Consider the following 25293-nt stretch of genomic DNA (forward strand, 5'->3'; position numbering starts at 1 on the left):
CCATGGCACTGATCACAAGACCCCTCGAAAACGTTGGCGTCGAAGTTTCCGGCTTCGACATCAATGAACCTTTCAGCCCCGAGCTCCAGGAAGAGCTCAAATCGCTGTGGTACGAACACGGCATCCTGCTGTTCCGCGGCCAGGACATCACGCCCGACAGCCAGATCCGTTTCAGCCGAATCTTCGGCACGCTGGCGCTGCATCCGCTCAAGGCGACGCGTTCGGAGAAGCACCCCGAACTGTTCGAGCTCATCAACAACAGCGACAAGGACAAGTACGTCACCGCGAGCTACAAGGGTGAGACGATCGTCGGCCGCCTCGACTGGCATATCGACCTCCACTACACCGGCTGTCCCAATCACGGCGCCGTGCTCACCGCCGTCGAGGTCGCCAAGGAAGACGGGCTGACTGGATTCGGCGATCTCGCCAAGGCCTACGATGCACTGGACGACGACACGAAGGCCCTGCTCGCCAAGCTCGAGGTCGCCTACAGCTTCAGCATGCAGCGCCGCCATATGCGCTTCGTGGACCTCGAGGGCTACGAGCCGGGGCCGTTCAGCCCAAGGAAGCCGTCGGACATGAAGTTCCCCGACTTCCCGGACGCGGTGTACCCCGCGGTGCTCACCCATCCAGTGAGCGGCCGCAAGGTCCTGAACATCGTCGAGCAGTTCCTGGATCGCGTCATCACGCCACAGCGCTTCGGCATCTCGAACGACGAGTCCATCGAACTGCTGGAACGGCTGGTGGCGCACACGAAGAAGCCGGAGTTCCTCTACTACCACCAGTGGCGTCAGGGAGACATGGTGCTCTGGGACAACTGGCGGGCGATGCACTGTGCGACGGGCACCAAACCCGGCGTGCGCCGCGTGATCAACCGCACCACGATCGAGGGCAAGCACCCGCTGGGGCGTGCGCTCACGGCAGCGTGATCCTGCTCCAGCGCGCTCGACACCGTCTGGCGCGCGCTAACGACCATCAGGGGCGGGCGGCCACCTCGCCGTCTTGCCCCGACGCCTCCTTTTCGCCCTCCTCCAGCCGGGCATCGGTCATCGCACGCGAGATGCGCACCAGCATCGGCACCAGCGATGGCGACTCCAGCAGCTCGGGGCGCTCCTCGACCAGGGTCGCCAGCAGCATGCGCATGCCCCGCACCAGCATGAACGCCGCCAGCTCGCCATCCGCCTCGCCGACCTCCTCGGCATGCACCCGCAGCAGTTGTTCCATGTTCGCGACCAGCTGCGCCGAGCTGACCTCGCCGCGCCCCAGCCCCTGTGCACGGCCGAACTGCATCTGGCGGGCGTAGCGCCGGTAGAAGTCCTTGCCCAGCCCGAGCAGACGCATCTCGGTGCGCACGGTGCGCTGGAACAAGGCCTGCAGCAACTCGTCGAGCGACTGACGATTGAGACGGAACAGCTCCGGCGAGGCGTCGATCGAGGCCTCGTCCATGATCCGCTCGCTGATCTGCATCAGGATCGCCTCCTTGTCGGGGAAGTACTGGTACACCGCCCCCACCGAAACCCCGGCCCGCGCCGCCACCTTGCGCGTCGTCACCGCATCGACGCCCTGCGTCTGCAGGATCTCGCTGGCCGCATCGATGATCGCCTCCAGGGTGAAGCTCGCGCGCACCTGCACGGGCACATGCCTGAGCGCCGCTTCACGCCGCACCCTCTTTTGTTCGGTTTTTTGCATCGCAGCATTCCACTTTTAAAACAGTTACTTGCACACACAGCAAGCGAACTGTTCGAGTTCTTGCTCGGATTTTAAGTCAAGGCCGTCCCGCGCCATAGGATTGCATCGACAGCTCGTCCGCCCGTCGCCCACGCACGCCGCCCGAAGGATGGATCGGAAGCGCACAAGGGCACGGCCCGAGCCCCCGAACACCTGAACCGAAACAGAGGGATAGTCATGACCGACGTCTTCATTTACGACCATGTGCGCAGCCCGCGCGGCAAAGGCAAGGCCGACGGCGCGCTCGCCGAGATCACCCCGGTGCAACTGGCCGCGCAGATGCTGCAGGCCGTACGCGACCGCAACAGCCTCGACAGTACGCTGATCGAGGACGTGCTTCTCGGCTGCGTGGTGCCGGTGGGCGAACAGGGCGGCAACATCGCCCGCGTCGCTGCGCTGGTGGCCGGCTTCGACCATGGCGTGCCCGGCATGCAGATCAACCGCTACTGCGGCTCGGGCCTGGAGGCGGTGAACTTCGCCGCCGCCAAGGTGGGCTCGGGGCAGGTGGACATGGCGATCGGCGGTGGCGTGGAGAGCATGTCGCGCGTGCCGATGGGCAGCGACGGCGGCGCCATGGCGCTCGACCCGCAGGTCGCCTTCAGGATGTATTTCACCATGCAGGGGGTCAGCGCCGACCTGCTCGCCTCCCTGCACGGCTTCACCCGCGAACAGTGCGACGCCTATGCGGTGGAAAGCCAGCGCCGCGCAGCGCAGGCCTGGGCCAATGGCTGGTTCGAGCGCTCGGTGGTCGCGGTGAAGGACGTGCTCGGCCTGCCGGTGCTGGCGAAGGACGAGGCGATCCGCCCCGAGACCACGCTGGAATCGCTCGCCGCGCTCAAACCCTCCTTCCTCGAGATGGGCACCCAGTACGGCTTCGACGGCGTCGCGCTGCTCAAGTACCCGCAGTTGGAGGCCATCGACCACATGCACCACGCCGGCAACAGCTCGGGCATCGTCGATGGCGCCGCCGCCGTGCTGGTGGGCAATGCCGACGCAGGCAAGCGCGCCGGCCTCAAGCCGCGCGCGCGCATCCGCTCGGTCGCCACCGTCGGCTCGGAGCCCACGCTGATGCTCGACGCCCCGAGCTATGCCGCGCAGAAGGCACTGAAGAAGGCCGGCATGACCGCCTCCGACATCGGCCTGTGGGAGCTGAACGAAGCCTTCTCCTCGGTCGTGCTGTGCCTGATGGAGCGGCTCAACGTGCCGCACGACCGCATCAACGTCAATGGCGGCGCCATTGCCATGGGCCATCCGCTGGGCGCCACCGGCGCCATGATCCTCGGCACCCTGCTCGACGAGATGGAGCGCCGCCAGGTCGGCACCGGCCTGGTCACGCTGTGCGAGGCCGCCGGCATGGGCACGGCCACCATCATCGAGCTCGTCTGAGCGCCACCGGACCACATCAAGGAATCGACAGTCATGACTGAAGTCATCCACATCTCGGTGGACGCCGACGGCATCGCCACCCTGCTCTTCGACCGTACCGACAGCAACATGAACACCATGGACATGAAGTTCATGGACGAGATCGCCGCCGCGATCGAGCGCCTCGCCACCGACGACAGCATCAAGGGCGCCATCTTCACCTCGGGCAAACCGGTGTTCGCCGCCGGCGCCGACCTCAAGGTCATGGAAGCCAACCTGGACAAGGTGGACGACACCCCAGTGGCCGAGCGCCTGAAGATGAACGCCTCGCTGTCGAAGCTGCTGCGCCGCATGGAAACCTGCGGCAAGCCGGTGGCCTGCGCCATCAACGGCACGGCACTGGGCGGCGGCACCGAAATCGCGCTCGCCTGTCACTACCGCGTGGTGTCGGACGCCAGGGGCATCCAGCTCGGCCTGCCCGAAGTGCAGGTCGGCCTGCTGCCCGGCGGCGGCGGCACCCAGCGCGTTTCGCGCCTGGTCGGCATCCAGGCGGCGATGCCGGTGGTCATGGAAGGCCAGGCGCTGTCGGCCGAGAAGGCACTGAAGATGGGGCTGGTGCATAAGGTCGTGCCCGCCGACCAGCTGCTCGCCGAGGCGAAGCGCTGGCTCGTCGAGGAAGGCGACCCGGTGCAGCCGTGGGACAAGAAGGGCTTCAGGATCCCCGGCGGCGCCGGCCCCTCCTCGCCCGCCGTGGCGCAGATGCTGGTGGTGAGCAACGCCATGCTGCAGGCCAAGACCTTCCACAACCTGCCCGCCCCCAAGGCCATCCTGTCCTGCCTGTACGAAGGCCCGCAGCTGCCGATGGACAAGGCGCTGGACGTCGAGGCCAAGTACTTCACCCTGCTCCAGCTCGACCCGGTGTCACGCAACATGATCCGCACCCTGTTCATCAACAAGGGCAAGGCGGACAAGCTGATGCATCGCCCCGAAGGCGTGCCGAAGACGACCTTCCGCAAGATCGGCGTGGTCGGCGCCGGCCTGATGGGCGCGGGCATCGCCTACCACTGCGCCAAGCTCGGCATCGAGACGGTGCTGATCGACCGCGACCAGGCCGCTGCCGACAAGGGCAAGGCCTACTCCAGCAAGCGCCTGGAGAAGGACATCGCCAAGGGCCGCATGACGCAGGACAAGGCCGACGCCATCCTCGCCCGCATCCACCCCACCACCGACTACGCCGGGATGGCCGACGTGGAGCTGGTGGTGGAGGCGGTGTTCGAGGATCGCGGCATCAAGGCCGAGATCACGCGCAAGCTCGACGCCGTACTGCCGGCGCATGCGGTGATCGCCTCCAACACCTCGGCGCTGCCGATCAGCGAGCTGGCCGAGGCCGGCGCCCACCCGGAGAACTTCATCGGCATGCACTTCTTCTCACCGGTCGAGCGCATGCCGCTGGTCGAGATCATCCGCGGCCGCAAGACCTCGCCCGAGACCCTGGCGCGCGCGCTCGACCTCGTGCAGGCGATGAAGAAGACGCCGATCGTGGTCAACGACGGCCCGGGCTTCTTCACCAGCCGCTTCATCGGCGCCTACATCAACGAGAGCCTGGCGATGGTCACCGAAGGCGTGAATCCGGCGCTGATCGAGAACGCGGCGAAGATGGCCGGCATCCCGGTCGGCCCGCTCACCGTCTCCGACGAGATCGGCCTGGACACCGCCTACCACGCCAGCCAGCAGCGCAAGAAGGACGAGGGCGACGCCTTCAAGCCGACGCCCACCTTCCGCCTGGTCGAGAAGCTGGTCGGCGAACTCGGCCGCCACGGGCGCAAGAACGGCAAGGGCTTCTTCGAGTACGCCGCGGACGGCAGCAAGAAGCTGTGGCCGGGCCTCGCCGAACTGTTCCCGCCGCTCGCCGAGCAGCCGACCGTCGATGAGGTGAAGGCACGCATGCTCTATGCCCAGCTCGTCGATGCCGCCAAGGCGATGGCAGAGGGCGTGCTGATCGATCCCGCCGACGGCGACGTCGGCTCCATCCTCGGCGTCGGCTTCCCGGCCTACCTCGGCGGCCCGTTCTCGATGATGGACACGATCGGCATCGACAAGGTCGTCGCCGAATGCGACCGCCTCGCCGCGCGCTACGGCGCGCAGTACGCGGCGCCGCAGCTGCTGCGCGACATGGCGGCCGAGGGCAGGACCTTCTACGGCGCCCGTCGCGTCACACCGCCCGCAGCCGTGCGCTGACCCGCCCGCCTCACCGCCACGAACCCCGCCGCCACCTCCTCCGGAGCTGGCGGCGCAGTCCCAAGGAGTCTCTGCGTGAATTTCGACTTTTCCGACGACCAGCGCCTGCTGCAGGACGCAGTGCGCACCATGCTGGCCGAGACCAGCACCTCGCAAGCGGTACGCGAGGTACTGGAGGGCCGGGCCAGCCATGCCGAGGCCGTATGGCATAACCTGATCGAAATGGGCGCGGCCGCCGCCGCGATCCCCGAGCAGTACGGCGGCGCCGGGCTCGGCTACCTGGCGCTATGCCTGGTCGCCGAGGAAGCCGGCCGCCACCTCGCCGCCGTCCCCCTGGCCTCGAGCGTCTACCTCGCCGCCGAAGCGATCCAACGCGCCGGCAGCGAGGCGCAAAAGCAGCACTGGCTGCCGAAGATCGCCAGCGGCGACGTGGTCGCCACCGCCGCACTGGGCAGCCGCGAACGCTACCGCCCCGCCGCCCCGCTCGCCTTCGACGGACAAACGCTCACTGGCACCAGCCCGGCGCTGGTCGACGGCGGCATCGCCGGGCTGGCGGTGCTGCGCGTCGGCGATGAGCTGGTGCTGGTCGAGCTCGCGGGAACCGGCGTCAGCCGTAACCCGCTGCCCTCGCTCGACCCCACCCGCCCGCTCGCCGAACTCCGTTTCGATCGCACCCCGGCCGAACGCCTGGCGGGCGCCAATGGCGCAGCCGTCGCCAGCCGCGTGCTCGACGGCGCTGCGGTGCTGCTCGCCTTCGAGCAGGTCGGCGGCGCCACCTGCATCCTCGAGGCGACACGCGACTACTCGCTCGAGCGCAAGGCCTTCGGCCGCCAGATCGGCAGCTTCCAGGCCATGAAGCACAAGATGGCCGAGATCTACACCGCCATCGAGCTGGCCCGGGTGCACGCCTACTACGGCGCCTGGGCACTGTCCTCGGACGCCCCCGAGCTGCCCAAGGCGGCCGCAGCCGCGCGCGTGGCCGCCACCCGCGCCTACACCGTCGCCGCGGAGGAAGGCATCGAGCTGCACGGCGGCATCGGCTTCACCTGGGAGATGGACTGCCACCTCCACTATCGCCGCGCCCGTCATCTCGGTCAGATCATCGGCAGCGAACACGCCTGGCGTGCACGCCTGGCCGACGAACTCATCAAGGAGGCCGCGTAAGCGGAACACGCCCACATGGACTTCAGAGACACCCCCGAAGAAGCCGCCTTCCGCGCTGAAGTGCGCGCCTGGCTGGAAGCCAACGGCCAGAAGCGAACCCGCCCCGACGAGGTCTTCGGCGAAGGCCTGGACGATGCGGCCAAGCTCGCCGCCGCCAAGGCCTGGCAGGCGAAGAAGGCCGCCGCCGGCTATGCCGCGATCACCTGGCCGAAGGCGGCCGGCGGCCGCGGCGGCACGGCCATGCAGCAGGTCATCTACCAGCAGGAAGAAGCTGCCTACCTAGTGCCCGGCATGATCTTCGAGGTCAGCATCGGCATGGGCCTGCCCACGGTGATGACCTGGGCCGCACCCGAGCTCAAGGCCCGCTTCCTGCGTCCCGGTCTCGCCGGCGAGGAGATCTGGTGCCAGCTCTTCTCCGAGCCCGGCGCCGGCTCCGACACCGGCGGCGTGCGCACGCGCGCAGTGCGCGACGGCGACGACTGGATCATCAACGGCCAGAAGGTGTGGACCTCGGGCGCGCACTTCTGCGACTACGGCATCCTGCTCACCCGTACCGACTGGGACAAGCCCAAGCAGGAGGGCCTGACCATGTTCATCGTCGACATGAAGGCCCCCGGCGTCGAAGTGCGCCCCATCCACCAGATGTCGGGCGACGCGGAGTTCAACGAGGTCTTCTTCACCGACGTGCGCATCCCCGACAGCTACCGCCTCGGCCCCGAATGCGGCGGCTGGAAGGTGATGCTGAGCACGCTGATGCAGGAGCGCCTGTCGGTCGGCGGCAACCTGCCCACCGACCTCCACGCCCACCTCGTAGCGCTGGCGCAGCAGTGCGCATGGGACGAGCGCCCGGCGATCGAGGACGACCGCGTGCGCGCCCGCATTGCCGACGCCTACCTGCAGCAGAAAGGCGTGGAGCTGGTCATCGCCCGCGGCCTCACCGCGATCTCGAAGGGCAAGGCGCCCGGCCCCGAAATGGCCATCACCAAGCTGGTCGCCGCCAAGGCGATGCAGGACATCGCCGCCTTCGCGATCGAGCTCGCCGGCCCCGAGGGGCTGCTCGGCTTCGAGGCCCTCGGCGGGGATTGGCGCTACATGCAGCGCCTGTGGCTGGGCGCGCCCGGTGCGCGCATCGCCGGCGGCACCGACGAGATCCTGAAGAACGTGATCGCAGAACGCGTGCTCGGCCTGCCCGGCGAGATCCGCAGCGACCGCAAGCTCCCGTTCCGCGACCTGGAAAGCGCCTGAAGCGCCGCACGGAGGAGACCGTACGATGGCAAGCAAACCCCTCAGCGGCGTGAAGGTGCTCGACTTCACCCAGCTCCTGCCCGGGCCGATGTGCACCCTGCACCTGGCCGACATGGGCGCCGACGTGATCAAGATCGAGCCGCCCGGCGGCGAAGCCGGGCGTGGCCCGGCCGGCACGCCGATCTCGCACTTCTTCCTGGCGGTGAACCGCAACAAGCGCTCGCTGGCGATCAACCTGCGCGCCGACGGCGCGCGCGAGATCATCCATTCGTTGGCCAAGGACGCCGACGTCGTGGTCGAGGGCTTCCGCCCCGGCGTGATGCGCCGGCTCGGCATCGGCTATGACGACCTCAAGGCGATCAACCCGAGGCTGGTGTACTGCGCGATCAGCGGCTACGGCCAGGACGGCCCGCTCGCCGAGCTCGGCGGCCACGACATTAACTACCAGAGCTACGCCGGCATCCTGGAACAGAGCGCCGCACCGAGCGGCAAGCCGCATCCGGGCAACTTCCCGATCGCCGACCTTGCCGGCGGCGCGCTGTCGGCGGCGATGGCAGTCCTCGCCGCCCTCTTCGACGCCCAGCGCAGCGGCCAGGGCCGCTTCATCGACGTGTCGATGACCGACTGCGCGATGGCGCTCAACGTCCAGCCGCTGGCCAGCCTGCACACCTGGAAGCAGCCGGTTCCCGCCGGCCACGACACCTTGTCCGGCGGCCTGCCCTGCTACGGCACCTACGAGACCGCCGATGGCCGTCATCTCGCGGTCGGCGCGCTCGAACCGAAATTCTGGCAGGCCTTCTGCGCCGCCGCCGGTTGCCCGGAGCTGAGCAAGAGCGGCTGGGCGGCAGGCAAATCCGGCGCAGCGGTGAAAACCCAGGTCGCACAGATCATCAAGGCGCGCACCCTGGCGGAATGGACCGCAGCGCTGGCCGGCGTGGACGCCTGCGTGAGCCCGGTGCTGCGCATCGACGAGGTGCTCGCCCACCCCCTCACCGCCGCGCGCGCCATGACGGTGGACACGCCGCTGCCCGACGGCGGCAGCGCACCCTACTTCGCCTTCCCGGTGAAGATGAGCGATTACGCCTTCTCGCTCGACCGCCCGCCGCCCGCGGTCGGCGAACACAACGAGACGGTGCTGCGCGAGCTCGGTCACGGCGAGGACGCCATCGCGGCGCTCAGGGCCGCCGGCGCGATCTGAACCCGCCGCCGTCCCGCGCATGGTCATGCCAGTCGGGACGATCACACGACAACCACACGACGGAGACATCATGAATCCACGCAGCTTCAGCCTCGCGGACCTGTTCGCGATCACCGCCGAGACCGTACCCGAGCGCGACGCGCTCATCATCGGCGACAACCGCCACAGCTACCGCGAGATGGCCGAACGCGTTGACCAGCTCGCCGCCTGGCTGCACGCCCAGGGCATCGGCCAGGGCGACGTCGTCGGCCTGCAGATGTACAACTCGCCGGAGTACCTCGAGGCCTTCCTCGCCGCCTGCCGTGTGCGCGCAGTACCGGCCAACATCAACTACCGCTACGTCGCCGACGAGCTGCGCTACATCTACGACAACGCCGGCATCAAGGCCTTGTTCTACAGCGCCGAGCTCGAACCCGCCGTGACCGAGGTGCTCGACGCCGCACCGGGCCTGACCGTGAAGGTGCGCACCGGCGGCGGCACGCCGGCGCTCGCCGGCGCCGTCGCCTACGAGAACGCGCTGCTCGAAGACACCCGCGCCTTGCAGGGCATCCGCTGCAGCGACGACGACCTCTCGCTGCTCTACACCGGCGGCACCACCGGCAAGCCCAAGGGCGTGATGTGGCCGCACAAGGATCTCTTCTTCGGCAGCCTGGGTGGCGGCGGCTTCTACGCCCCCGCCGACGGCCCGGTCAAGACCCCCGAAGAGCTCGCCGACCGCATCCGCAAGGCGCATCCGATGCGCTTCATGCCGGTCGCCCCGCTGATGCACGGCGCTGCGCACTGGGCAACCATGGTGTCACTGTTCGCCGGCCATACCGTGGTGCTCAACGACCAGCACCACTTCAATGCAGAGCACGTGCTCGACATCGCCGCAACACAAAAGCTCAACGGCATCACCCTCGTCGGCGACGCCATGGCGCTGCCCATCCTCGACGCCCTCAAGGCCCACCCCGGGCGCTGGGACCTGTCCACCCTGTTCCTGTTCGGCAACGGCGGCGCCGTAATGTCGGCCCACATCAAGGAGGCGCTCAAGCCCTTCCTGCCCGCCAACGTGTACTTCAGCGACGGCATCGGCTCGTCCGAGGGCGGCCAGCTCGGCATGGGCGCCAAGCCGATCGAGGGCGGCATGATCAAGATCGCCGCCCGCCCCGACCTCAAGGTCGTCGTCGACGGCAAGCGCATCGCCGCTACGGGCGAGTCCGGCATCCTCGCCCGCAGCGGCTACCTACCCCTGGGCTACTACCGCGACCCGGTCAAGACTGCCGAGACCTTCGTCACCATCGACGGCACCCGCTACGCGATCACCGGCGACGCCGCCAAGCTCGCCGACGACGGTGCGATCATCGTCTTCGGGCGCGGCAACAACTGCATCAACACCGGCGGCGAGAAAGTCTTTCCGGAGGAGGTGGAGGAGACGCTGCGCATGAGCCCGCAGATCCTCGACGCCGTCGTCGTCGGCCTGCCCGACCCGCGCTGGGGCCAGAAGGTGACCGCGGTGGTGTCGGTGCGGCCCGGAATGTCGCTCGACCTGGATGCGCTGAAGGTCCTGTGCCACGCCCACCTGGCCGGCTACAAGGTGCCCAAGGAGATCGTGACCGTGCCCGAGGTGATGCGCTCGGCCGCAGGCAAGGCGAACTACGTCTGGGCCAAGGAAGTCGCCCAGCGCGCGCTCGACACCCCCGCCACCGCCTGACGCCGTACTCCCGGCAGGCAGCGCGCGGGCCTGCCGGGAGATTGCTTCAGCGAAAGCGTCAGGGCCCTGCATCCAGCGGGAATGTCGCGCTGGCCGTGCGGTACGCGCCAGACCTCTGCCAGACACCGGGGCGCCATCGGAGCCTTCATCTACATGGGATTTCAATCCCGTAGGCGACTGAACACGTAGTCGTGGTCCTTCTGCGGCTCATGGCAAGCGAAGCAGGCGCTGGCTGCATTGCCCCCCACGACCCGATTTGCTCGGTCGCCACCGCCAAAACCCTCGAACCCCCAACCGCCTGTCGCCGCATAGTTCCTCGCGTCCCGGTGCATCACACCGACGACCTTTCGCGTCCCCTCCGTGACGGCATTGTCGGCTGGTATCGCTTCCAGAAGATCGAACACGATGACGGCACCATCCGGGAACGTCCCGGACTGGTAGCCGGCCACGGCTTTCGGGTTCGCGTAAATGTGATGGATGCCGCCGAAGGCCTCATAGAGCGGATGGCCTTCGTCGATGACCATCGTCTTGACGTGATGCCAGCCGCGATACTCCTCCGGGTATGGCACGAGCGGTTCGGCCGAGATAGCCGGCAGAACGAGCGCCATCGAAGATAGAAAGCTCAGGATGCGTTTCATCTTGAATACCTCCTATTTCAGATCGGCCAGCGCAGCGCCAAAGTTGATGTGGAACGGCTGCCCATCGATGACCAGCGCGGGCACCGACACCACGCCGTAGCGCTCGGCCTGAGCAATACGATTCTTCTGCTTGCCCAGATCAACGACCTCTACCGCGTATCGCGCCGGATCGAGCGCCTGAATGAAGTGCTGCTCGGCGGATACACACACTGGACAACCAGCATGGAAGAACACGGCTTCGCTCATGATTGACTCCTCAGGGCTATCGGTCACATGCATCGAGGCGATGCATAATGCAGATTAGAGTGACCACATCCTGCTTGTCAAGAAATGCGTCGAGGCGATACATTACAAGCATGAATCAGACCTCTCTCCTGCTCGAGCGCCTGGGGGCACTCGTGCAGCAGTCCGTCCGCGACGAAGCGACGCGCCACGGCCTGCTGCCGATCCACATTCAGGTCTTGCACTACCTCAGGCTGGCCAACCGCTACAGCGACCTGCCCATCGCCATTGCGGAGTATTTCGGCATCACCCGCGGGACGGTCTCGCAGACGCTCGCGGTGCTTGAACGCAAGGGATTGCTGACCAAGGAGCCGGACGCGCGACACGGCAAGCGCGTGCACCTGAAATTGACCCCCGCAAGCGAGTCTGTCTTGAGGGATAGTTGGGTAGAGCGTGTGGAGCAGTTGCTCTGCGAACGAACGGGTGAGGCCGATGCACTCGAGAGCACGCTGCGCAAACTGCTTTCAGCCATGCAGCGCGTGAATGGACAGCGTGCCTTCGGCCTATGCCATCAATGCGCTCACTTTCTGAAAGAGGAAGGTGGCGCACGCTGCGGACTCACTCGCGAGCCGCTCGCCACCGAGCAGACCATTCGCATCTGTCGTGAATGGACAGCAGCAACACCGAAGTGCGTTTGATTACATGGCTGTCCCAGCTCAACAGCTACCCTAAGATCTCGCGCAGCAGGTTTCCAATTGCTCAGCCGCCAATGGTGATGAACAGGTCATCTGTCCCTTGTGGGTCGGGTTGCGACCGACACCTCACCCGACTCGTCGGAGGAAAGCCGCCGTTTGAGGTTCGCTTCCCGCAAACTGCCGCTCGCCAACGAGTCCTGCGGACCTGGGCTGTCATTGCTTTCCGGTTAGATTGCTATAGATCTTGTGAGCAATTTCTACCCTTTCGGCATTGGGGTAGTTCTTATTGGCCAGCAACACAACCCCAAAGCGCTCTTCAGGCACAAACGCAACGTAAGCACCGAAGCCGTTGGTGGCACCAGTCTTGTTAACCCACACATTGCTGTCAGGTGTGGCTGCAGGAACCTTGGCGCTTACTGGGGTCGGATTCAGGATAATCTTGGGAGCATTGCCTTCTTGCAGCGTAGGCAAGTCAACAGGCATTGCATATTCCTCCCAGATGAGGCCTTGAGTCATCTGGCCTACGCTGAAATAGCGCTTGCGGGTATTGTTTAAAGCCGCTTGCAGCATGCTATCCAAGGGCAACATGCCCATGTTGGCCTTCAAAAAGGCACTCAGGTCGGAAGCCGTGGTTTTGATGCCGTAGGCTTCACTGTCCAACATACCTGGATTGACACGCACAGGCTTCTTATCCTTGTTGTAGCCCCAAGCGTAGCTGGACATCTTCTGTGCAGGGACGCTCAGATAAGTGCTCGTGAGACCAAGGGGCTGGAAAATGGCTTGAGTCATGGCGGTGCTGAAATCTTGACCCAGACTTTTCGCCGTGATCCACCCTAGAGCACCGATGCTCGGGTTTGCATAAGTACGCATCGTGCCGGCTCTGAATGCAGGCTTCCAGGTGCGGAAGTATTCCAGAAGCTGCTCCCGAGTTTGGACCTCATCAGGCACCTGCAGAGGAATGCCGCCAAGGGTGTGCGTTCCAAGATGGAAAAGCTGCAAGTTGCCGAAGTCCGTGCCAGCCAACTCCGGTAAGTATCTTGCTGCGGTATCGGTCAGCTTCAGCTTCCCAGTGGCTTCTGCGTGCATCGCCAGTGTGGCTGTGAAGGTCTTGCTGATAGAGCCAATCTCAAAAATCGTCTCGTCAGTTACTGGTGTTTGTTTCTCAACATCTGACACGCCATAGTTAAAGACATACGTCTTCTCCCCCAAGACCAATGCCACCGCCATACCAGGAATCTGGTTCTTTTCCATGGCAGGCAGCACGACTGCAGAGATGGCTTTCATTGCTTCAGCACGGGAAATCTCAGCAGCATTGACAGCCGAGCCAAGACCAAAGACAGCGGCTGTCAGAAGGACAGTAAACAGACGGTTTTTCAATTTTTACCTTACGATTGAAGGAGGAAAGCCAACGCTGGCAGTTGCGATGCAATTGAGTGCTGTAGCGCTACGAGCTAGGGATTCTAAAGAATCTGATAGCAAATTGGCTCGGCATCGCGGAGCGATGAGTGACTGCTTCTGGCCGGGCTGAGACCTTCACCAGTGATGCGACCCGGCCCACCACCCCCGAGCGTCTCGACCCGATCCAAAGCCGCCAGAGAGCTTTTCTTAGAGCTGTCGTTTAACGCTCGCGGTAAGCCGCGCCGGAGTGCGAAGCACGGAGGGCACCCACAAGCAGAGCTTGTGGGCGTCGGCTTGACCAATTAGTTAGGCTGGTGGCAGATGATTGAGTGTTGGCTCGCTGCATGGCTGTGTACTTTCTATGTGAACTCGGATTGAAGCATTGCGTGCATATCACTGGCGTACTGCTCATAGGATCGCCATCCGATCAATGACGTAACGTTGCTTGCAAAGCTCAGTAGGCCTTGATTGCTTAAGTCAAACGCCGGGTCGATGATTACTTCGCCTTTGCTGTAGCCATGCGCCGTTGCCAAAAGACGGAACACCGATGAGCTCGGTTCGCGCAGCGCGTCATCATTGAAGTGTGCATGTTGATTCCGTGCTGCGTAGATGATTAGACCAAGTGGAACAGTTCTGACCACTCTGCCAATGCAGAACTTGGCATGCTGGGTCTTCACAGTAGGCGGAAGGCCTGAAGGCACCTCATCGTTGGAGCCATAGAGTTCCAATGCTTTCTCGGCTACTTGTAGAACTGAGCCGCAAAGGGTGTCCAGAGCAAACGACTCTGCCATGAACTCTTGTTCAGCGGCTCTTGCGGTTGCCAAGCGATCAGCATTCTCAGTTTGCCAGACTGCGAATTCGACGTCCTGCTTTGGGCCATAGGGCTCGCTCGTGACGAAAGTGATTCCCGTCACCTTTCGGAGGATGCTGAGATAGGAGTCAATACCCGAAAACAGTATGCGTACGGCGCTCTCTGTGCGGAGTAGGTATTCGGCGGCGGATTGCATTCGTAGAGCCTAACGAATAGGGTTTATCCCTCGCGCCGCAAGCGCCGTTCAGTGCGCGGGCGCCTGCCGCGAGGGATAAGCCTTGTTGAACTGAACCGCCGCTCTGGCGGTGATACTGGGGATTCTACGCGCGGCTCATCCACATTGGATAGAGCGCGACAGGGCCCTGGCATCAGCGGGTCGCTGCTCCCGGCTCAGCGCTCGCGGCCATCGCCGTAATCGGCCGCAGTCGAGTGCCGACCGTGCGTCGGGCGGGTGATGTCGGTCGCGTTCGCCAGTCCGGGAACGTGCCACGGCCTGCCGGTGCGAGCGCCGCATCAGCGAGGATTGAGATGGGGGCGCGTGAGTGTTCATGGCGGCCCATCCCGACAGCGCGGCGCCGGCGCAGGCGGATCGTACCGGCGAGCCATGACGATCTCGACCGTGTGCCAACGCCCGACCCTGCAGTGCGGGCAGCATCGCGGATCTTCCCCACTGACGCGGGCGAGGAAGTCCTCGGCCGCTTCGATAGCGACTGCTTGTGCTGCCGGTGTCTGGAGTGCCAAACGGGCGGCGGCAAGCCGGGCCCGCTTATGGCCGCAGGCGAGCAGCCCGTAGTGGCGCAGACGCTTGAAGCCTGCCGGCAGCACGTGGTGCAGGAAGCGTCCGATGAAGGTGTCGGTCGGCATGCTCACCGTGCGTTTACCGCCGGTTTCGTTGTCGCGCACCCGAAGGCGAACCTGGCCCGCATCGCAGCCGAGCAGGCGGTCGTTCGAGAGCGCCACGCGGTGCGTGTAGCGGGCAAGGTAGTCGAGCACCTGGGCGGGCCCACCTGGCGGCGGCTTGGCGTAGACCACCCAGTCGTGCGCGAGCAGCGCACGGCGCCGGGCTTGCCATGCACCCGGCGCAGCGCTCGGATCGTCGGCCAGTTCGCCGCTGCGGTGGGCCGCGTCGAGCCGCGCGAGAAACTTGCCCCGAAACACCTTCGAGGCGGCCTGGACGGGAAACAGGAAGCGCGTGCCGCGCACCGGTGTGCGCCATCTGCCCTCGGCGTCGAGCCCGCCACAGGTGATGAGGGCGTGCACATGCAGGTGCATGCGCAGGTCCTGACTCCAGGTGTGGAGCACGAGGCTGAAGCCAGGCACGGCGCCCAGCCAGCGCGGGTGGGCGGCGAGCTCGAGCAAGGTCGCCGCCGCACTGTCGAACAACGCGCCGTAGAGCCAGCGTGGGTGCTGGATTGCCAGTGGATTGAGCGCGTGGGGCTGCCGTGCTCACGCAGGATGCCGGCCAGCGTGGGTCGGTCCATGGCCGCTCGGCCTCAGAGCCGGCGCAGCAGATCGAGCGGGCTGTCGTGGGGGATTGAACCCGGACGCGCCAGATGCAGGTAGCGCTGCGTGGTCGACAGGTGGCCGTGGCCCAGGAGCTTCGCGAGCGTGGCCAGATCGACGCCGGCCTCCAGCAGATGGGTGGCGAAGGCGTGGCGCAGCGTGTGGATGCCGCCCGTCTTGGTGATGCCGGCCCGGTCGCGGGCACGGTAGTACGCACGTTGCGCACTGCTGATGTCGAACGGCTGGGCGGCGTCGGTGGCGCGAGGGAACAGCCAGACGCGGGGTTTGCAGATGCGCCAATAGACGCGCAGCGCTTCGAGCAGGCTCGGGCTGAGCAGCGTGTAGCGATCCTTGCCGCCCTTGCCTGCCACCACCCGGATGCACATGCGATCCGGTGCGCTGTCGATGTCGGCGATGCGCAGTGCGCACACCTCGGACACCCGCAGTCCGGCCGCGTAGGCCGTCATCAACAGCGTGCGCGTGCGCAGATTGGCGGCCGCCTCGAACAGGCGTGCCAGTTCCTCGCGCGAGAGGATCTCCGGCTGACGTTGCGGCGTGTGTGCGTAGGGAATCGTGATGGCCTCGGCCCTGCGGCCCAGCACGATGTCGAAGAAGAACTTCAGGGCGCACACGGCCTGGTTCACGGTCGTGTAGGCCAGGTGCCGCTCGGTGATCCGGTGCAGCAGCCAGGCCTTGACTTGCGCGCCATCGAGCCGGTCGGGGCTGCAGTGGTAGTACGCGGCCAACTGCGCCACCACCGACAGGTAGGCCTGCTGCGTGCGCCGTGCCAATCCGCGCAGCACCATCGCGTCGATCATCTGCTGACGTAAGGGGCTCATGACACTTCTCCTTGAACGCGGGGACATCCCCGGTTTCAAGGTAGGTCGGCGGCGCTGACGTCATGAAAAACGCGGTGGCGCTTGGGTTCGCGTCCACCGCGTCAGCGGTTTAGTTCAACTTTGTTTTCTGGCGACAGTTCTGCGGCATAACATCAGGATGCCGGATAACATGTTCTACAACCGCCTGTTTAGAAAAAGAAATCTCGCGCAAGGCAAGATAACAACGCAGGAAAAGCAGCAGCCGGCATGGTGGATGATCTGATCGACTCCGGGTAGAAGCGTTTAGCATACCCTCCCGCCCCGACGACTGCTATCCGGATCGATTGATGACCGGCCGCTTCTGGCCGAGTCGAGCCAAGGCGGTCCAGCGAGGGAAATCCTGGCCGGATCTCCAACGGCCGTTGATGACCGAACTGAGCCCTCAGTCTGGTCCTGCACCGAAGCCTTCCGAGGCGGTGTCGACGCCGACAGGGGCAATGCGATCAACCAAGCTCGCTTGCTGATAGCAGCGTCCCTGCCGTCGGCGTCGCCGCCTCGCGCACTGACGCTGAAGCCAGCGACCTATCCCGTACCTTGCGCACGGCGGTCGCTGGTTCGAGGCCCATCAGGCCTTCTTTACAAACTCGGACTTCAGCCCCATCGCGCCGATGCCGTCGATCTTGCAGTCGATGTCGTGATCGCCGTCGACGAGCCGAATGCTCTTGACCTTGGTGCCGACCTTCACCACCGTCGACGAGCCCTTGACCTTCAGATCCTTGATGACGGTGACGCTGTCGCCGTCCTGGAGAATGTTGCCGACGGCATCGCGAACGACGCGCACTTCCTCCGCCGCGCTAGCCGCCACCTTGGGCCACTCGTGCGCGCACTCGGGGCAGACGAACACCTCACCGTCTTCATAGGTGTATTCGGAACCGCATTGGGGGCACTTGGGGAGGGAATTCATATAGCTGTCTCAGGCAGGAATGCGATATCAAGCGTTGGCAAGGGACAGGATGGTACTTGCTATGGCCGCCGAGCGAGAACTGCCTGACGGTCCGGTCATGACGGGCAGCGCCCTTTCAGCAGTGGCATGGCCCGCCATCGCGCCGGGTCAACGAAAAATGCCCGCCGGGCAAGATGCACCGGCGGGCACTGAGGACGACAGTCGCTGGTCAGAACGAATACTTCATCGTGAGCGAGAGCTGGTCGCGGTCGGTCAGGCCGCGGAAGTTCTTCGGCCTCTCGATGCCGAGACGGCCCAGGTTGGCGTCGCCCAAGTAGCCGAGATAGGTCAGGCCGACCTGGAAGTTGCGCTTGTAGGTCATCGTTGCGCCGACACTCAACCGATGATCACCCTCGCCGCCCACGCCACCGAGCAAAGTCCGCCCCTGGATCTGGCGAGCATAAGCAACGTTGGTGCCCAGCTCCCAGTTCTCGATGATGCCCGGGTAGCTCGAAATCAGCATCGCCTGGAAGGCCATGCCGTGACTGCCGAAGAACAGGTCCTTGTTCTCGGGCGCCAAGAAATCGACAAACGCTCCGGGCAGGGCGCTCGCGCCAGGGACGCGTCGGGCAACCGGGTTGCGCACGTCAACATAGGACACTTCAGCCAGCAGTTGCGACTGAGGAGCGATCCACGTACGGCCAAGGTTGATGAAGGTATTGATGTTGGTCTGAAGAATGTCGGCCGTGGTCGAGGTGGGAATCACGTTACCCGAAAGCGCTGTCTTCACGAGGGCCGGGGCATCCATCTTGTAGGACACCTCCATACCGAGCGTGGCAACCCCGAAGGTGGTGCTCAGGGTCGCACCGACAAGCTTGACGTCCTCCTGGTAGCGAATCTGGTAGGACGGGCCGCTGATGAAGTTCGTGTCCACATTCGGGGTGCGGTCGTGATAGTTGAGGTAGTAGAGCCCCACCTCAGTCTCATCCGTCACGCGATAGCGGGTACCGATGCCCCACTGCCCAGTCTTGCCCGGTCGATCGTCAGCCGCGCGGCGCACTGCACAGAAGCCGCTGACCTTGAGGCACTGAGCCCCCGGGCCAGTGATGTCGCTCGTGCTCAGGAACGAGCCGACCGCCGGAGCGATGGTCTCATGCCAGTTGTACTGGACATGCCCCAGCAGCGACCACTTGTCATTGACTTCGTACTGGATCGAGAACTGGTCCTCGGGCAGCAGTTGGTCCTTGACTTCGGTACCGGGAACGCCCGTCTTGGTACCGTCGGCCGGACCTTGCGCCAGGGAGATGCCGGGGAAGAACAGCGCCTCGCCCCAGGACACCACGTGCTTGCCGAGACGGACCGTCGCCCTACCCTGCTCGCCGACACCGAAAGAGGTGTAGCCATAGGCATCGAGCAGACGGCTGTAGCCGCCATGGTAGCGCTTGGTAGCGCTGCTGAATTCGTCCGCAGGGCCGGAAAGCTTGTTCGGTGCGGTCAGCGACGAATTGTCATTCGAGCGATGATAGACATCGTCGTAGAAGGTGCTGGCCGACAGCACGAAACCCGAATTGCCCTTCTTCAGGTGTGCATCGAGCAGCAGACCCAGGCGATTTGCCGTCAGATCGCCACGACCGAAATTGTTGTTGCCATCATTGCCGTTGGCGTTGGTCGCCTCCGAGGCAAGCAGGGGATCGCGCGACTCAAGCCGGGTCGACATCGTGTAGGTGGTGTTCACCCGCCAGTCAAGGACCATGCCGTTGTCGAATTCGATCGCCTTGCCGGCAAAAGCCGGTGCCATCACACCCATCCCGATCACGGCGAGCGCGACCGGCTTCATCTTCTTGTGCAGTTTCATGCTGCGTGCTCCCTATCGTTTGCTTGGATCGCTCACTGGCCCATCGCACGCAGCGCGGCGGGGGTGTACATGTCGGGGGTCAGGTCGCCGGCGTTCAGCACCCACGCCTTGTCACGCTCCTGGATCAGGTTGAAGCCAACGTAGGCTCCGGCGTTGAGGTCGTGGTAGAAGGCGGTGCCGGCCTGCCAGGCGTTGAGGTCGAAAGCGTAGAAGTGGTTGATGAAGGCGTGCTGCCAGAGCTGGCCGCGCTGGTCGTAGTAGTCGCCCACCGAGGCCTGCCAGTTGTCCTCGTCGATGAACAGCACGCGCTTGCCAAAGGCGTGGCGGAAACCCTCCTTGAGCTTGCCTTCGAGCACCCAGACACGACGCAGCTCGTAGCGCATGTAGTCGGGCTTGGCATGCCCCTTCGTCAGCAGGTCGGCGTACTTCACGTCCTTGGAATGGATGCGGTAGGCGTTGGCGGGGATGTACATCTCCTTCTTGCCCTGCAGGGTCCACTCGTAACGGCTGGGATCGCCGTTCATCAGGCGGTCCTGGTCGATGGTCATCTTGCCGCTGGTACCACCCATGGGAGAGTCGAAGCCGTAGGTCGGCAGCTGACGCACGCGGCGGGTGCCCGGGTCGTACTGCCAGGCCAGACGCTTGGCGCGCGCAAAGTTGACCGGTTCCTGCGAGGCGGTGAAGCTGCCGCGGTCGCGCTCGGGCAGCAGCGTGCCCGAGATCGAGTAGGCCATCAGGCCCTCCATCGGTTTGCCCAGTTCGCCCGGCGAAGTGACGACGTTGAGGTTCTTGTTGACCTGGCGCCCCCAGGTGATGCTGCCGTTCGAGGAAACGTCCGCGATGTCACGAACGACGTGCTCGGTGAACGCGCGGTAAGGGAAGTTCATGTTGGCCAGGACTTCCATCGGCTCCTTCGGGATCGGGAAGCCGACCGGGCCCTTGTAGCCGGTGTAGCCCAGGCCGCCATCGATGAGCTCGGCCTCGAGCGCGTTCTTCTTGGCCAGCTCGCAGATGATGTCCGGATAGCGGAAATCACGACGGCTCTGATACACCGGCATGCGGAAAGTATCCGGGAAGCGCTTGAACATCCCGACCTGGCCTTCGCTCAGCTTGTCGGCGTACTGCTCGTAGTTGGCCGCGGTGATCTCGAACAGCGGCTTGTCCTCGGGGTACACGTCCACCGGATGCTGACCAACGTGCGGCGTGTATTCCACGTGCGGCGGCTTGCCCAGCCATTTGCCGGAGAAGGCGGGGATGCTGCCATCGGCATTCGCGGCGGCTTCGGCACCCACGCAGGTCAGCTCCTTGCCCAACTTGGCGGCTTCGGCCTCGCTGACCTTGGCCATGGCACTGCTCGCAGTCATCGACAACGCGATCGTCGTCATGACGGGTACCCAGATGCGGGTCTTGATCATTTACGTCTCCTTCCTGGTGGGCGTTCTAAGTGTCCCGATTGATCCGGCTGACCGGATGCAGGCAGGGCGGTTTTCCCAAAGCGCTGCTTTTGCATCCGGTGCCATTGTTTTTCCGCTGGGTCACTCGTCACATCGTCCGATGGGACTAAATCAAGTCCAGAAGTGGAAATAACTCAGTGCTCGGGCGCAGCGACGAAGGCCGCGCGCAGTTGGCCCTTGAGCAGCTTTCCGGCCGGATTGCGCGGCAGCGCCTGGCTGCGCACCTGCACCACCGCCGGCACCTTGTAGGCCGCCAGGTGGGCAGCGACGTGCGCGCGTACGGCCTCGGCGTCCAGGGCCGAGTCTTCGCGCACCGACAGCACCGCGGCCACCGCTTCGCCGGTGTCTTCGTCCGGCACGGCGAATACCGCGGCCTCGAGGACATCCGGCAGATGCAGCAGGCAGGACTCGACCTCGGCGGCGGCGATCTTTTCGCCGCAGCGGTTGATCACGTCCTTGATCCGATCGACGACGAACAGGAAGTCCTCCTCGTCCAGGTAGCCGACGTCCCCGGTGCGGAACCAGCCTTCGCTCATGGCCGCTGCACTCGCCTCCGGATTGCGCCAGTAGCCGTCCATGACGGTGACGCCGCGCAGCCAGATCTCGCCCTGCTCGCCCTGTGGCAGCGGCTGCCCAGCGGCATCCACCACCCGCACTTCGATGATCGGCGAGGTCAGGCCCGAGCTGCGCGGCTTGTAAGCGAACAGGCTGCCCGAGGTCGCTGCGGCGACGCCATTGGTCTCGGTCAGCCCGAAGCCGATGCCCGACATCGAATTCGGCTTGCGCTGCATCACCTCGTCGATCAGGCGCTGCGGCAGGCCTGCGCCGCCGAAGCCCAGCCCGCCCAGGCTGCCGGTGACGGCGGGGTCGTCGAAGCCGGGCTGAGCAAGCAGTTGCATGACCATCGACGGCGCACCATTGAACTGGGTGATGCGCTCGGCGCGGATCAACTCGATCGCCTTCTCCGGGTCCCAGCGCGGCATGAAGACCAGGCGCCGGCCGTTGCGCAACGAAGTCAGCAGCTGGGCGTGCAGGCCGCTGACGTGGAAGAGCGGCACCGCGGTCAGCGTGGTCGGCGGCAGGCCACGCGCCATCAGCGCGGCGACCACCTCGGGCGAGGTCATGCCCGACAGCGCGCCGATGAAGTCGATGTTGAACAAGGCCTGGCACACCGCACGCTGCGAGGACAGCACGCCCTTGGCGCGGCTGGTGGCGCCCGAGGTGAACAGGATCAGGGCCGGGTCGTCGGGCTGCAGCGCGGGGAGCGCAGCAGGCGTTGCGGCGCGCGCGGCCAGCTCGGCATACGCCGCCACGCCCGCAGGCACGGCCCCATCGCCAACACACAGCACGCGGCAGCCGCCAACACGGACAGCGCCACCGACGCGCTCGAGGCGCTCGACGTCGCACACGAACAGCTGCGGCTCGACATCGGCGAGCGCGTCGTGCAACTCCTCTCCCAGGCCGAAGCTGTTGAGCGGCGCCGGTACCGCGCCGATCAGCGCCGCAGCGACAAAGGCCACTCCCCATTCGGGCCGGTTGCGCATGGCGATGGCGACCCTCGCCCCCGGCCCCAGACCCCACTCGCGCATCTGCGCCGCGAGCGCGTCGGCCTCGGCGAAGAAGCGCGCAAAGGTCCAGGTTTCGCCCTGATAGACGATGAAGGGCTTGTCGCCATGTGCACGCGCGCTGGCGAGCAGCTCGGGCAGCGTGCGAAAGGCGTTGCGATAGACGCGGAAGGCCTGGCCACGGACCACCTCTTCGACGACTTCGAAGGGCGCTCCGGGCGCCGTCAGTTGGGCGCGGACCTTATGGGCAAGTTCGGAAAGCTGGGACATGGGTCACTCCTGAAGATCAGTTCGCGAGGCTGAAGCGATACATGCCGTCATCGTCCAGCACCCGTCGGACCTGGCCGGCGTAACGCAGCCAGGAGAGGTGTGCAATGGTCTCGCCCAGCGCCATCATGTCCTCGACGGCACTGAGCGGACGGGAAAAGAGTCTTGCCTTGGCCTCGAACGCGGTGGACGCGCCCGACGCCTGCAGGTGGTCCCGCACGATATCGAACTGCCCCTGATGATGCACCTGCAGCTCGTGCACCCGGCGGTGCAGCCCGCTGAACACGCGCTCGTGAGAGGGCAGCACCAGGGTGCCGGGCGCCAGGCAGGCAAGGCGGTCCAGCGAGTCCAGCCACAGCTGCAGCGGGTTGGCCTCGGGCTCGATATCGGTCACCAGAACGTTGGAGGTGATGCGCGGCAACAACTGGTCGCCGGCGATCAGCAGACGATCGGACTCGCAGTACAGGCAGGCATGCTCGGGCGAGTGCCCCTCGCCGATCACCACACGCCACGCGCGCCCGCCGATCGTCAGCACCTGTGCCTCGCGCAGACGGCTGAAGGCGCGCGGCTGAGGCGGCATGAAGGGGTCGCGGCGCAGCTTGGCGAACATCTCGTCGACACGCTCGCGCGGCATCCCCGCACGCAGGTAGAACTGCAGCAGCGAACCGGGCAGCGGCTCGGGCGGGGGCCCGGCCAGCGTGCGCATGGTGTAGTACTCGCCATGCGTCATGTAGAGGGGCACCGCGTGGCGCTCGGTGAGCCACGCCGACAGCCCGGCGTGGTCGTAGTGGAAATGCGTGCAGATCACGCCCTTTAGCGGCAGCCCGTCGAAATGCCGCGCCATCACCTCGTCCCAGAGCGCACGGGTGCGCTCGGTGTTGAGGCCGGTATCGACGATGAACCAGCCGTCGCCGTCGCGCAGCAGATACACGTTGATGTGGTCGAGCTGCATCGGCATCGGCATGCGCACCCACAGCACGCCGGGTGCAAGCGTGACGGCGGCGCCGTCGGGCGTCGGCGCCTCATGCGGGAACTCGATCTGTTCGTCGACCGGGGGGGTCTGTGCGCGTGGTGCGCTCCGGGGTTCAGCCATGTCGCCTCCGTTGGCCACTGTCGTGGTCGTTCTAGTCCTTATCGCTCCGCACCTTATGCGGCAGCGGGTGCCGGGAACACGTCCAAAAGGACGATGCCCGTCCGCTACCACCAACGCCACCCCGGCCTTGACCATCGTCCAAACAGAGGATGTGCCCCGTTGCCGGCGCGACCAGAATCGGGTCGCATCGCAGGGTGTGGCATGGGCACCGAGCGACCAATCCAAAACACGCATTGACGAGGAGGAGGGCCTCATGGCCACGACAAAAGACTATCGCCTTGGTGAATTCACCTTTCCGCGCGGCTGGTTCATGATCGCCGAAGCGGCCGAGCTCAATACCCACAAGCCCTTGTCGGTACGCTTCTTCGGCCAGGACTTCGCGCTCTACCGTGGCCGCGAGACCGGCAAGGTCGTGCTGCTCGATGCCTACTGCCCGCACATGAAGACCCACCTCGCCGCGCCGAACAACACCTCCTACGTGGTGCTGGACGGCGGCGGCTCCAACGTCGACGGTGACGGCATTCGCTGCCCTTACCACGGCTGGCGCTTCGGCGCCGACGGCAAGTGCAACGACATCCCCTACCACGAAGGTCCGATCCCTGCCGCAGCAAGCGTCAAGTCCTGGCCGGTGGTCGAGAGCCTGGGCGCGATCTGGGTGTGGTACGACCCCGAGGGCGGCGAACCCGAGTGGGACCACCCCAGCCTCAAGGAATGGAACGACCCGGCCTGGGTGCACTGGAAGTTCGACCACCTCGGCATGCTCCAGCAGCATCCGCAGGAAGTGATCGACAACATCTGCGACTACGGCCATCTCAGCCCGATCCACGGCTCGACCGTGCAGCGCTACGAGAACGAGTTCAAGGGCCACCACGCCATCCAGCGCCAGTGCGGCCCGCACCGCACGCTGGTGGGTGAAAACGGCGTCAGCCCCGTCCTGCACACGATCACCGTGTACCACGGCCCCGGCGTGCTGATCTCCCACCTCACCGGCCTGTACGACGCGGTGCTGATGATCACGCACACCCCGGTCGATGACGGTTCGCTCAAGGTGTGGCATGCACTGCTGGTCAAGTCGCCCGGCGGCAATGCCGTGGCAACGCTGCCGGACACGATCGCCGCACGCCAGTTCCAGGAATCCAGCCGCCTCGCCTTCGCACAGGACTTCGAGGTGTGGACCAACAAGGGCCCCTGCCTGAACGGTCTCTTCATCCCGAGCGACGGCCCGTTCATGAAGGCGCGCATCTGGTACAAGCAGTTCTACAACCCGCGCGCGAAGAAGAACGAGTACCTCGAGCAGTGCGAGGGCTACTACGTACCCAAGGGCATCGCGCCCTACACCGAACCTGAAGCGGTCGCCTGACCCACCTCCCTCGTCCGTTTCAGCCTTGATGGCCTGCCCT

Annotated in this window: 20 protein-coding genes and 1 pseudogene; 9 read left to right on the forward strand and 12 right to left on the reverse strand. The window is 65.3% G+C overall.

Annotated features, from left to right (window positions below; translation table 11 throughout):
- The first annotated feature begins 2 nt into the window (after positions 1-2).
- Complete coding sequence (locus B447_RS09415) at positions 3-929, forward strand: TauD/TfdA dioxygenase family protein (RefSeq protein WP_002939039.1); 927 nt, start codon at positions 3-5, stop codon at positions 927-929.
- A gap of 46 nt (positions 930-975) precedes the next feature.
- On the opposite strand, the gene B447_RS09420 is transcribed toward B447_RS09415, so the two are convergent.
- Positions 976-1689, reverse strand: a complete 714-nt coding sequence (locus tag B447_RS09420) for a TetR/AcrR family transcriptional regulator (protein WP_002939041.1) — start codon at positions 1687-1689, stop codon at positions 976-978.
- A gap of 216 nt (positions 1690-1905) precedes the next feature.
- Between B447_RS09420 and B447_RS09425 the strand changes: the two genes are divergently transcribed.
- From B447_RS09425 to B447_RS09450, 6 genes are all read left to right on the forward strand, one after another.
- Entirely contained in the window at positions 1906-3114 is a 1209-nt protein-coding gene (locus tag B447_RS09425; RefSeq protein WP_002939043.1) for an acetyl-CoA C-acetyltransferase, read from the forward strand.
- Between the two features lie 33 nt (positions 3115-3147).
- A complete protein-coding gene (locus tag B447_RS09430; protein ID WP_002939045.1) occupies positions 3148-5331 on the forward strand; it encodes a 3-hydroxyacyl-CoA dehydrogenase NAD-binding domain-containing protein in 2184 nt (727 codons plus the stop codon).
- A 75-nt stretch (positions 5332-5406) separates the two neighbouring features.
- Complete coding sequence (locus B447_RS09435; protein WP_002939049.1) at positions 5407-6495, forward strand: acyl-CoA dehydrogenase family protein; 1089 nt, start codon at positions 5407-5409, stop codon at positions 6493-6495.
- A 15-nt stretch (positions 6496-6510) separates the two neighbouring features.
- Positions 6511-7740 carry an acyl-CoA dehydrogenase family protein gene (locus tag B447_RS09440; protein ID WP_002939050.1) on the forward strand — a complete coding sequence of 410 codons (1230 nt, stop codon included), beginning with the start codon at positions 6511-6513 and terminating at the stop codon, positions 7738-7740.
- 25 nt (positions 7741-7765) lie between these two features.
- Positions 7766-8938: a CaiB/BaiF CoA transferase family protein gene (locus B447_RS09445; RefSeq protein ID WP_002939051.1), complete on the forward strand. Its 1173-nt coding sequence runs from the start codon at positions 7766-7768 to the stop codon at positions 8936-8938.
- Between the two features lie 70 nt (positions 8939-9008).
- A complete protein-coding gene (locus tag B447_RS09450; RefSeq protein ID WP_002939054.1) occupies positions 9009-10631 on the forward strand; it encodes an AMP-binding protein in 1623 nt (540 codons plus the stop codon).
- Positions 10632-10792: 161 nt separating this feature from the next.
- On the opposite strand, the gene B447_RS09455 is transcribed toward B447_RS09450, so the two are convergent.
- Both B447_RS09455 and B447_RS09460 read right to left on the reverse strand, forming a co-directional pair.
- Positions 10793-11269, reverse strand: a complete 477-nt coding sequence (locus tag B447_RS09455; RefSeq protein WP_002939055.1) for a cytochrome P460 family protein — start codon at positions 11267-11269, stop codon at positions 10793-10795.
- Between the two features lie 12 nt (positions 11270-11281).
- On the reverse strand, positions 11282-11515 hold the full coding sequence (locus tag B447_RS09460; protein WP_002939057.1) for a thioredoxin family protein: 234 nt from the start codon (positions 11513-11515) through the stop codon (positions 11282-11284).
- Between the two features lie 110 nt (positions 11516-11625).
- On the opposite strand from B447_RS09460, the gene B447_RS09465 reads away from it, so the two are divergent.
- A complete protein-coding gene (locus B447_RS09465) occupies positions 11626-12189 on the forward strand; it encodes a MarR family winged helix-turn-helix transcriptional regulator (protein WP_002939059.1) in 564 nt (187 codons plus the stop codon).
- 210 nt (positions 12190-12399) lie between these two features.
- On the opposite strand, the gene ampC is transcribed toward B447_RS09465, so the two are convergent.
- The 9 genes and pseudogenes from ampC to B447_RS09510 all read right to left on the reverse strand — a co-directional run bounded on the left by ampC (position 12400) and on the right by B447_RS09510 (position 23893).
- Positions 12400-13563, reverse strand: a complete 1164-nt coding sequence (gene ampC, locus B447_RS09470; protein ID WP_037982619.1) for a class C beta-lactamase — start codon at positions 13561-13563, stop codon at positions 12400-12402.
- A 380-nt stretch (positions 13564-13943) separates the two neighbouring features.
- The gene (locus B447_RS09475) at positions 13944-14591 is read right to left on the reverse strand and encodes a hypothetical protein (protein WP_002939063.1); all 648 of its coding nucleotides are present in this window, start codon (positions 14589-14591) and stop codon (positions 13944-13946) included.
- 350 nt (positions 14592-14941) lie between these two features.
- Positions 14942-15832 (reverse strand): annotated as a pseudogene (locus tag B447_RS09480) (IS91 family transposase); the annotation flags it as partial.
- A 56-nt stretch (positions 15833-15888) separates the two neighbouring features.
- Entirely contained in the window at positions 15889-16737 is an 849-nt protein-coding gene (locus tag B447_RS09485) for a tyrosine-type recombinase/integrase (protein WP_002939066.1), read from the reverse strand.
- Between the two features lie 604 nt (positions 16738-17341).
- Entirely contained in the window at positions 17342-17680 is a 339-nt protein-coding gene (locus B447_RS09490) for a zinc ribbon domain-containing protein YjdM (protein ID WP_002939069.1), read from the reverse strand.
- Between the two features lie 208 nt (positions 17681-17888).
- The gene (locus B447_RS09495) at positions 17889-19514 is read right to left on the reverse strand and encodes a DUF1302 domain-containing protein (RefSeq protein ID WP_002939072.1); all 1626 of its coding nucleotides are present in this window, start codon (positions 19512-19514) and stop codon (positions 17889-17891) included.
- Between the two features lie 32 nt (positions 19515-19546).
- Positions 19547-20929 (reverse strand): DUF1329 domain-containing protein, encoded by a 1383-nt coding sequence (locus B447_RS09500; RefSeq protein WP_002939075.1) that lies wholly within the window; start codon positions 20927-20929, stop codon positions 19547-19549.
- Positions 20930-21102: 173 nt separating this feature from the next.
- On the reverse strand, positions 21103-22803 hold the full coding sequence (locus B447_RS09505) for a class I adenylate-forming enzyme family protein (protein ID WP_002939077.1): 1701 nt from the start codon (positions 22801-22803) through the stop codon (positions 21103-21105).
- Positions 22804-22819: 16 nt separating this feature from the next.
- The gene (locus B447_RS09510) at positions 22820-23893 is read right to left on the reverse strand and encodes an MBL fold metallo-hydrolase (protein ID WP_002939078.1); all 1074 of its coding nucleotides are present in this window, start codon (positions 23891-23893) and stop codon (positions 22820-22822) included.
- Between the two features lie 253 nt (positions 23894-24146).
- Between B447_RS09510 and B447_RS09515 the strand changes: the two genes are divergently transcribed.
- Complete coding sequence (locus tag B447_RS09515) at positions 24147-25253, forward strand: Rieske 2Fe-2S domain-containing protein (protein ID WP_002939080.1); 1107 nt, start codon at positions 24147-24149, stop codon at positions 25251-25253.
- Positions 25254-25293: the final 40 nt, after the last annotated feature.

This window comes from Thauera sp. 27, assembly GCF_000310125.2.
GTDB classification, from domain to species: domain Bacteria; phylum Pseudomonadota; class Gammaproteobacteria; order Burkholderiales; family Rhodocyclaceae; genus Thauera; species Thauera mechernichensis.

Bases quoted from the DNA above. Each gene is read 5' to 3' on its own strand.
- B447_RS09415 (WP_002939039.1), top strand. From the start codon at position 3: ATGGCACTGATCACAAGACCCCTCGAAAACGTTGGCGTCGAAGTTTCC.
- B447_RS09515 (WP_002939080.1), top strand. From the start codon at position 24,147: ATGGCCACGACAAAAGACTATCGCCTTGGTGAATTCACCTTTCCGCGC.
- B447_RS09500 (WP_002939075.1), bottom strand. From the start codon at position 20,929: ATGATCAAGACCCGCATCTGGGTACCCGTCATGACGACGATCGCGTTG.
- B447_RS09440 (WP_002939050.1), top strand. From the start codon at position 6,511: ATGGACTTCAGAGACACCCCCGAAGAAGCCGCCTTCCGCGCTGAAGTG.
- B447_RS09505 (WP_002939077.1), bottom strand. From the start codon at position 22,803: ATGTCCCAGCTTTCCGAACTTGCCCATAAGGTCCGCGCCCAACTGACG.
- B447_RS09430 (WP_002939045.1), top strand. From the start codon at position 3,148: ATGACTGAAGTCATCCACATCTCGGTGGACGCCGACGGCATCGCCACC.
- B447_RS09460 (WP_002939057.1), bottom strand. From the start codon at position 11,515: ATGAGCGAAGCCGTGTTCTTCCATGCTGGTTGTCCAGTGTGTGTATCC.
- B447_RS09495 (WP_002939072.1), bottom strand. From the start codon at position 19,514: ATGAAACTGCACAAGAAGATGAAGCCGGTCGCGCTCGCCGTGATCGGG.
- B447_RS09465 (WP_002939059.1), top strand. From the start codon at position 11,626: ATGAATCAGACCTCTCTCCTGCTCGAGCGCCTGGGGGCACTCGTGCAG.
- B447_RS09485 (WP_002939066.1), bottom strand. From the start codon at position 16,737: ATGAGCCCCTTACGTCAGCAGATGATCGACGCGATGGTGCTGCGCGGA.
- B447_RS09455 (WP_002939055.1), bottom strand. From the start codon at position 11,269: ATGAAACGCATCCTGAGCTTTCTATCTTCGATGGCGCTCGTTCTGCCG.
- B447_RS09420 (WP_002939041.1), bottom strand. From the start codon at position 1,689: ATGCAAAAAACCGAACAAAAGAGGGTGCGGCGTGAAGCGGCGCTCAGG.
- B447_RS09445 (WP_002939051.1), top strand. From the start codon at position 7,766: ATGGCAAGCAAACCCCTCAGCGGCGTGAAGGTGCTCGACTTCACCCAG.
- B447_RS09450 (WP_002939054.1), top strand. From the start codon at position 9,009: ATGAATCCACGCAGCTTCAGCCTCGCGGACCTGTTCGCGATCACCGCC.
- B447_RS09475 (WP_002939063.1), bottom strand. From the start codon at position 14,591: ATGCAATCCGCCGCCGAATACCTACTCCGCACAGAGAGCGCCGTACGC.
- B447_RS09510 (WP_002939078.1), bottom strand. From the start codon at position 23,893: ATGGCTGAACCCCGGAGCGCACCACGCGCACAGACCCCCCCGGTCGAC.
- B447_RS09490 (WP_002939069.1), bottom strand. From the start codon at position 17,680: ATGAATTCCCTCCCCAAGTGCCCCCAATGCGGTTCCGAATACACCTAT.
- B447_RS09425 (WP_002939043.1), top strand. From the start codon at position 1,906: ATGACCGACGTCTTCATTTACGACCATGTGCGCAGCCCGCGCGGCAAA.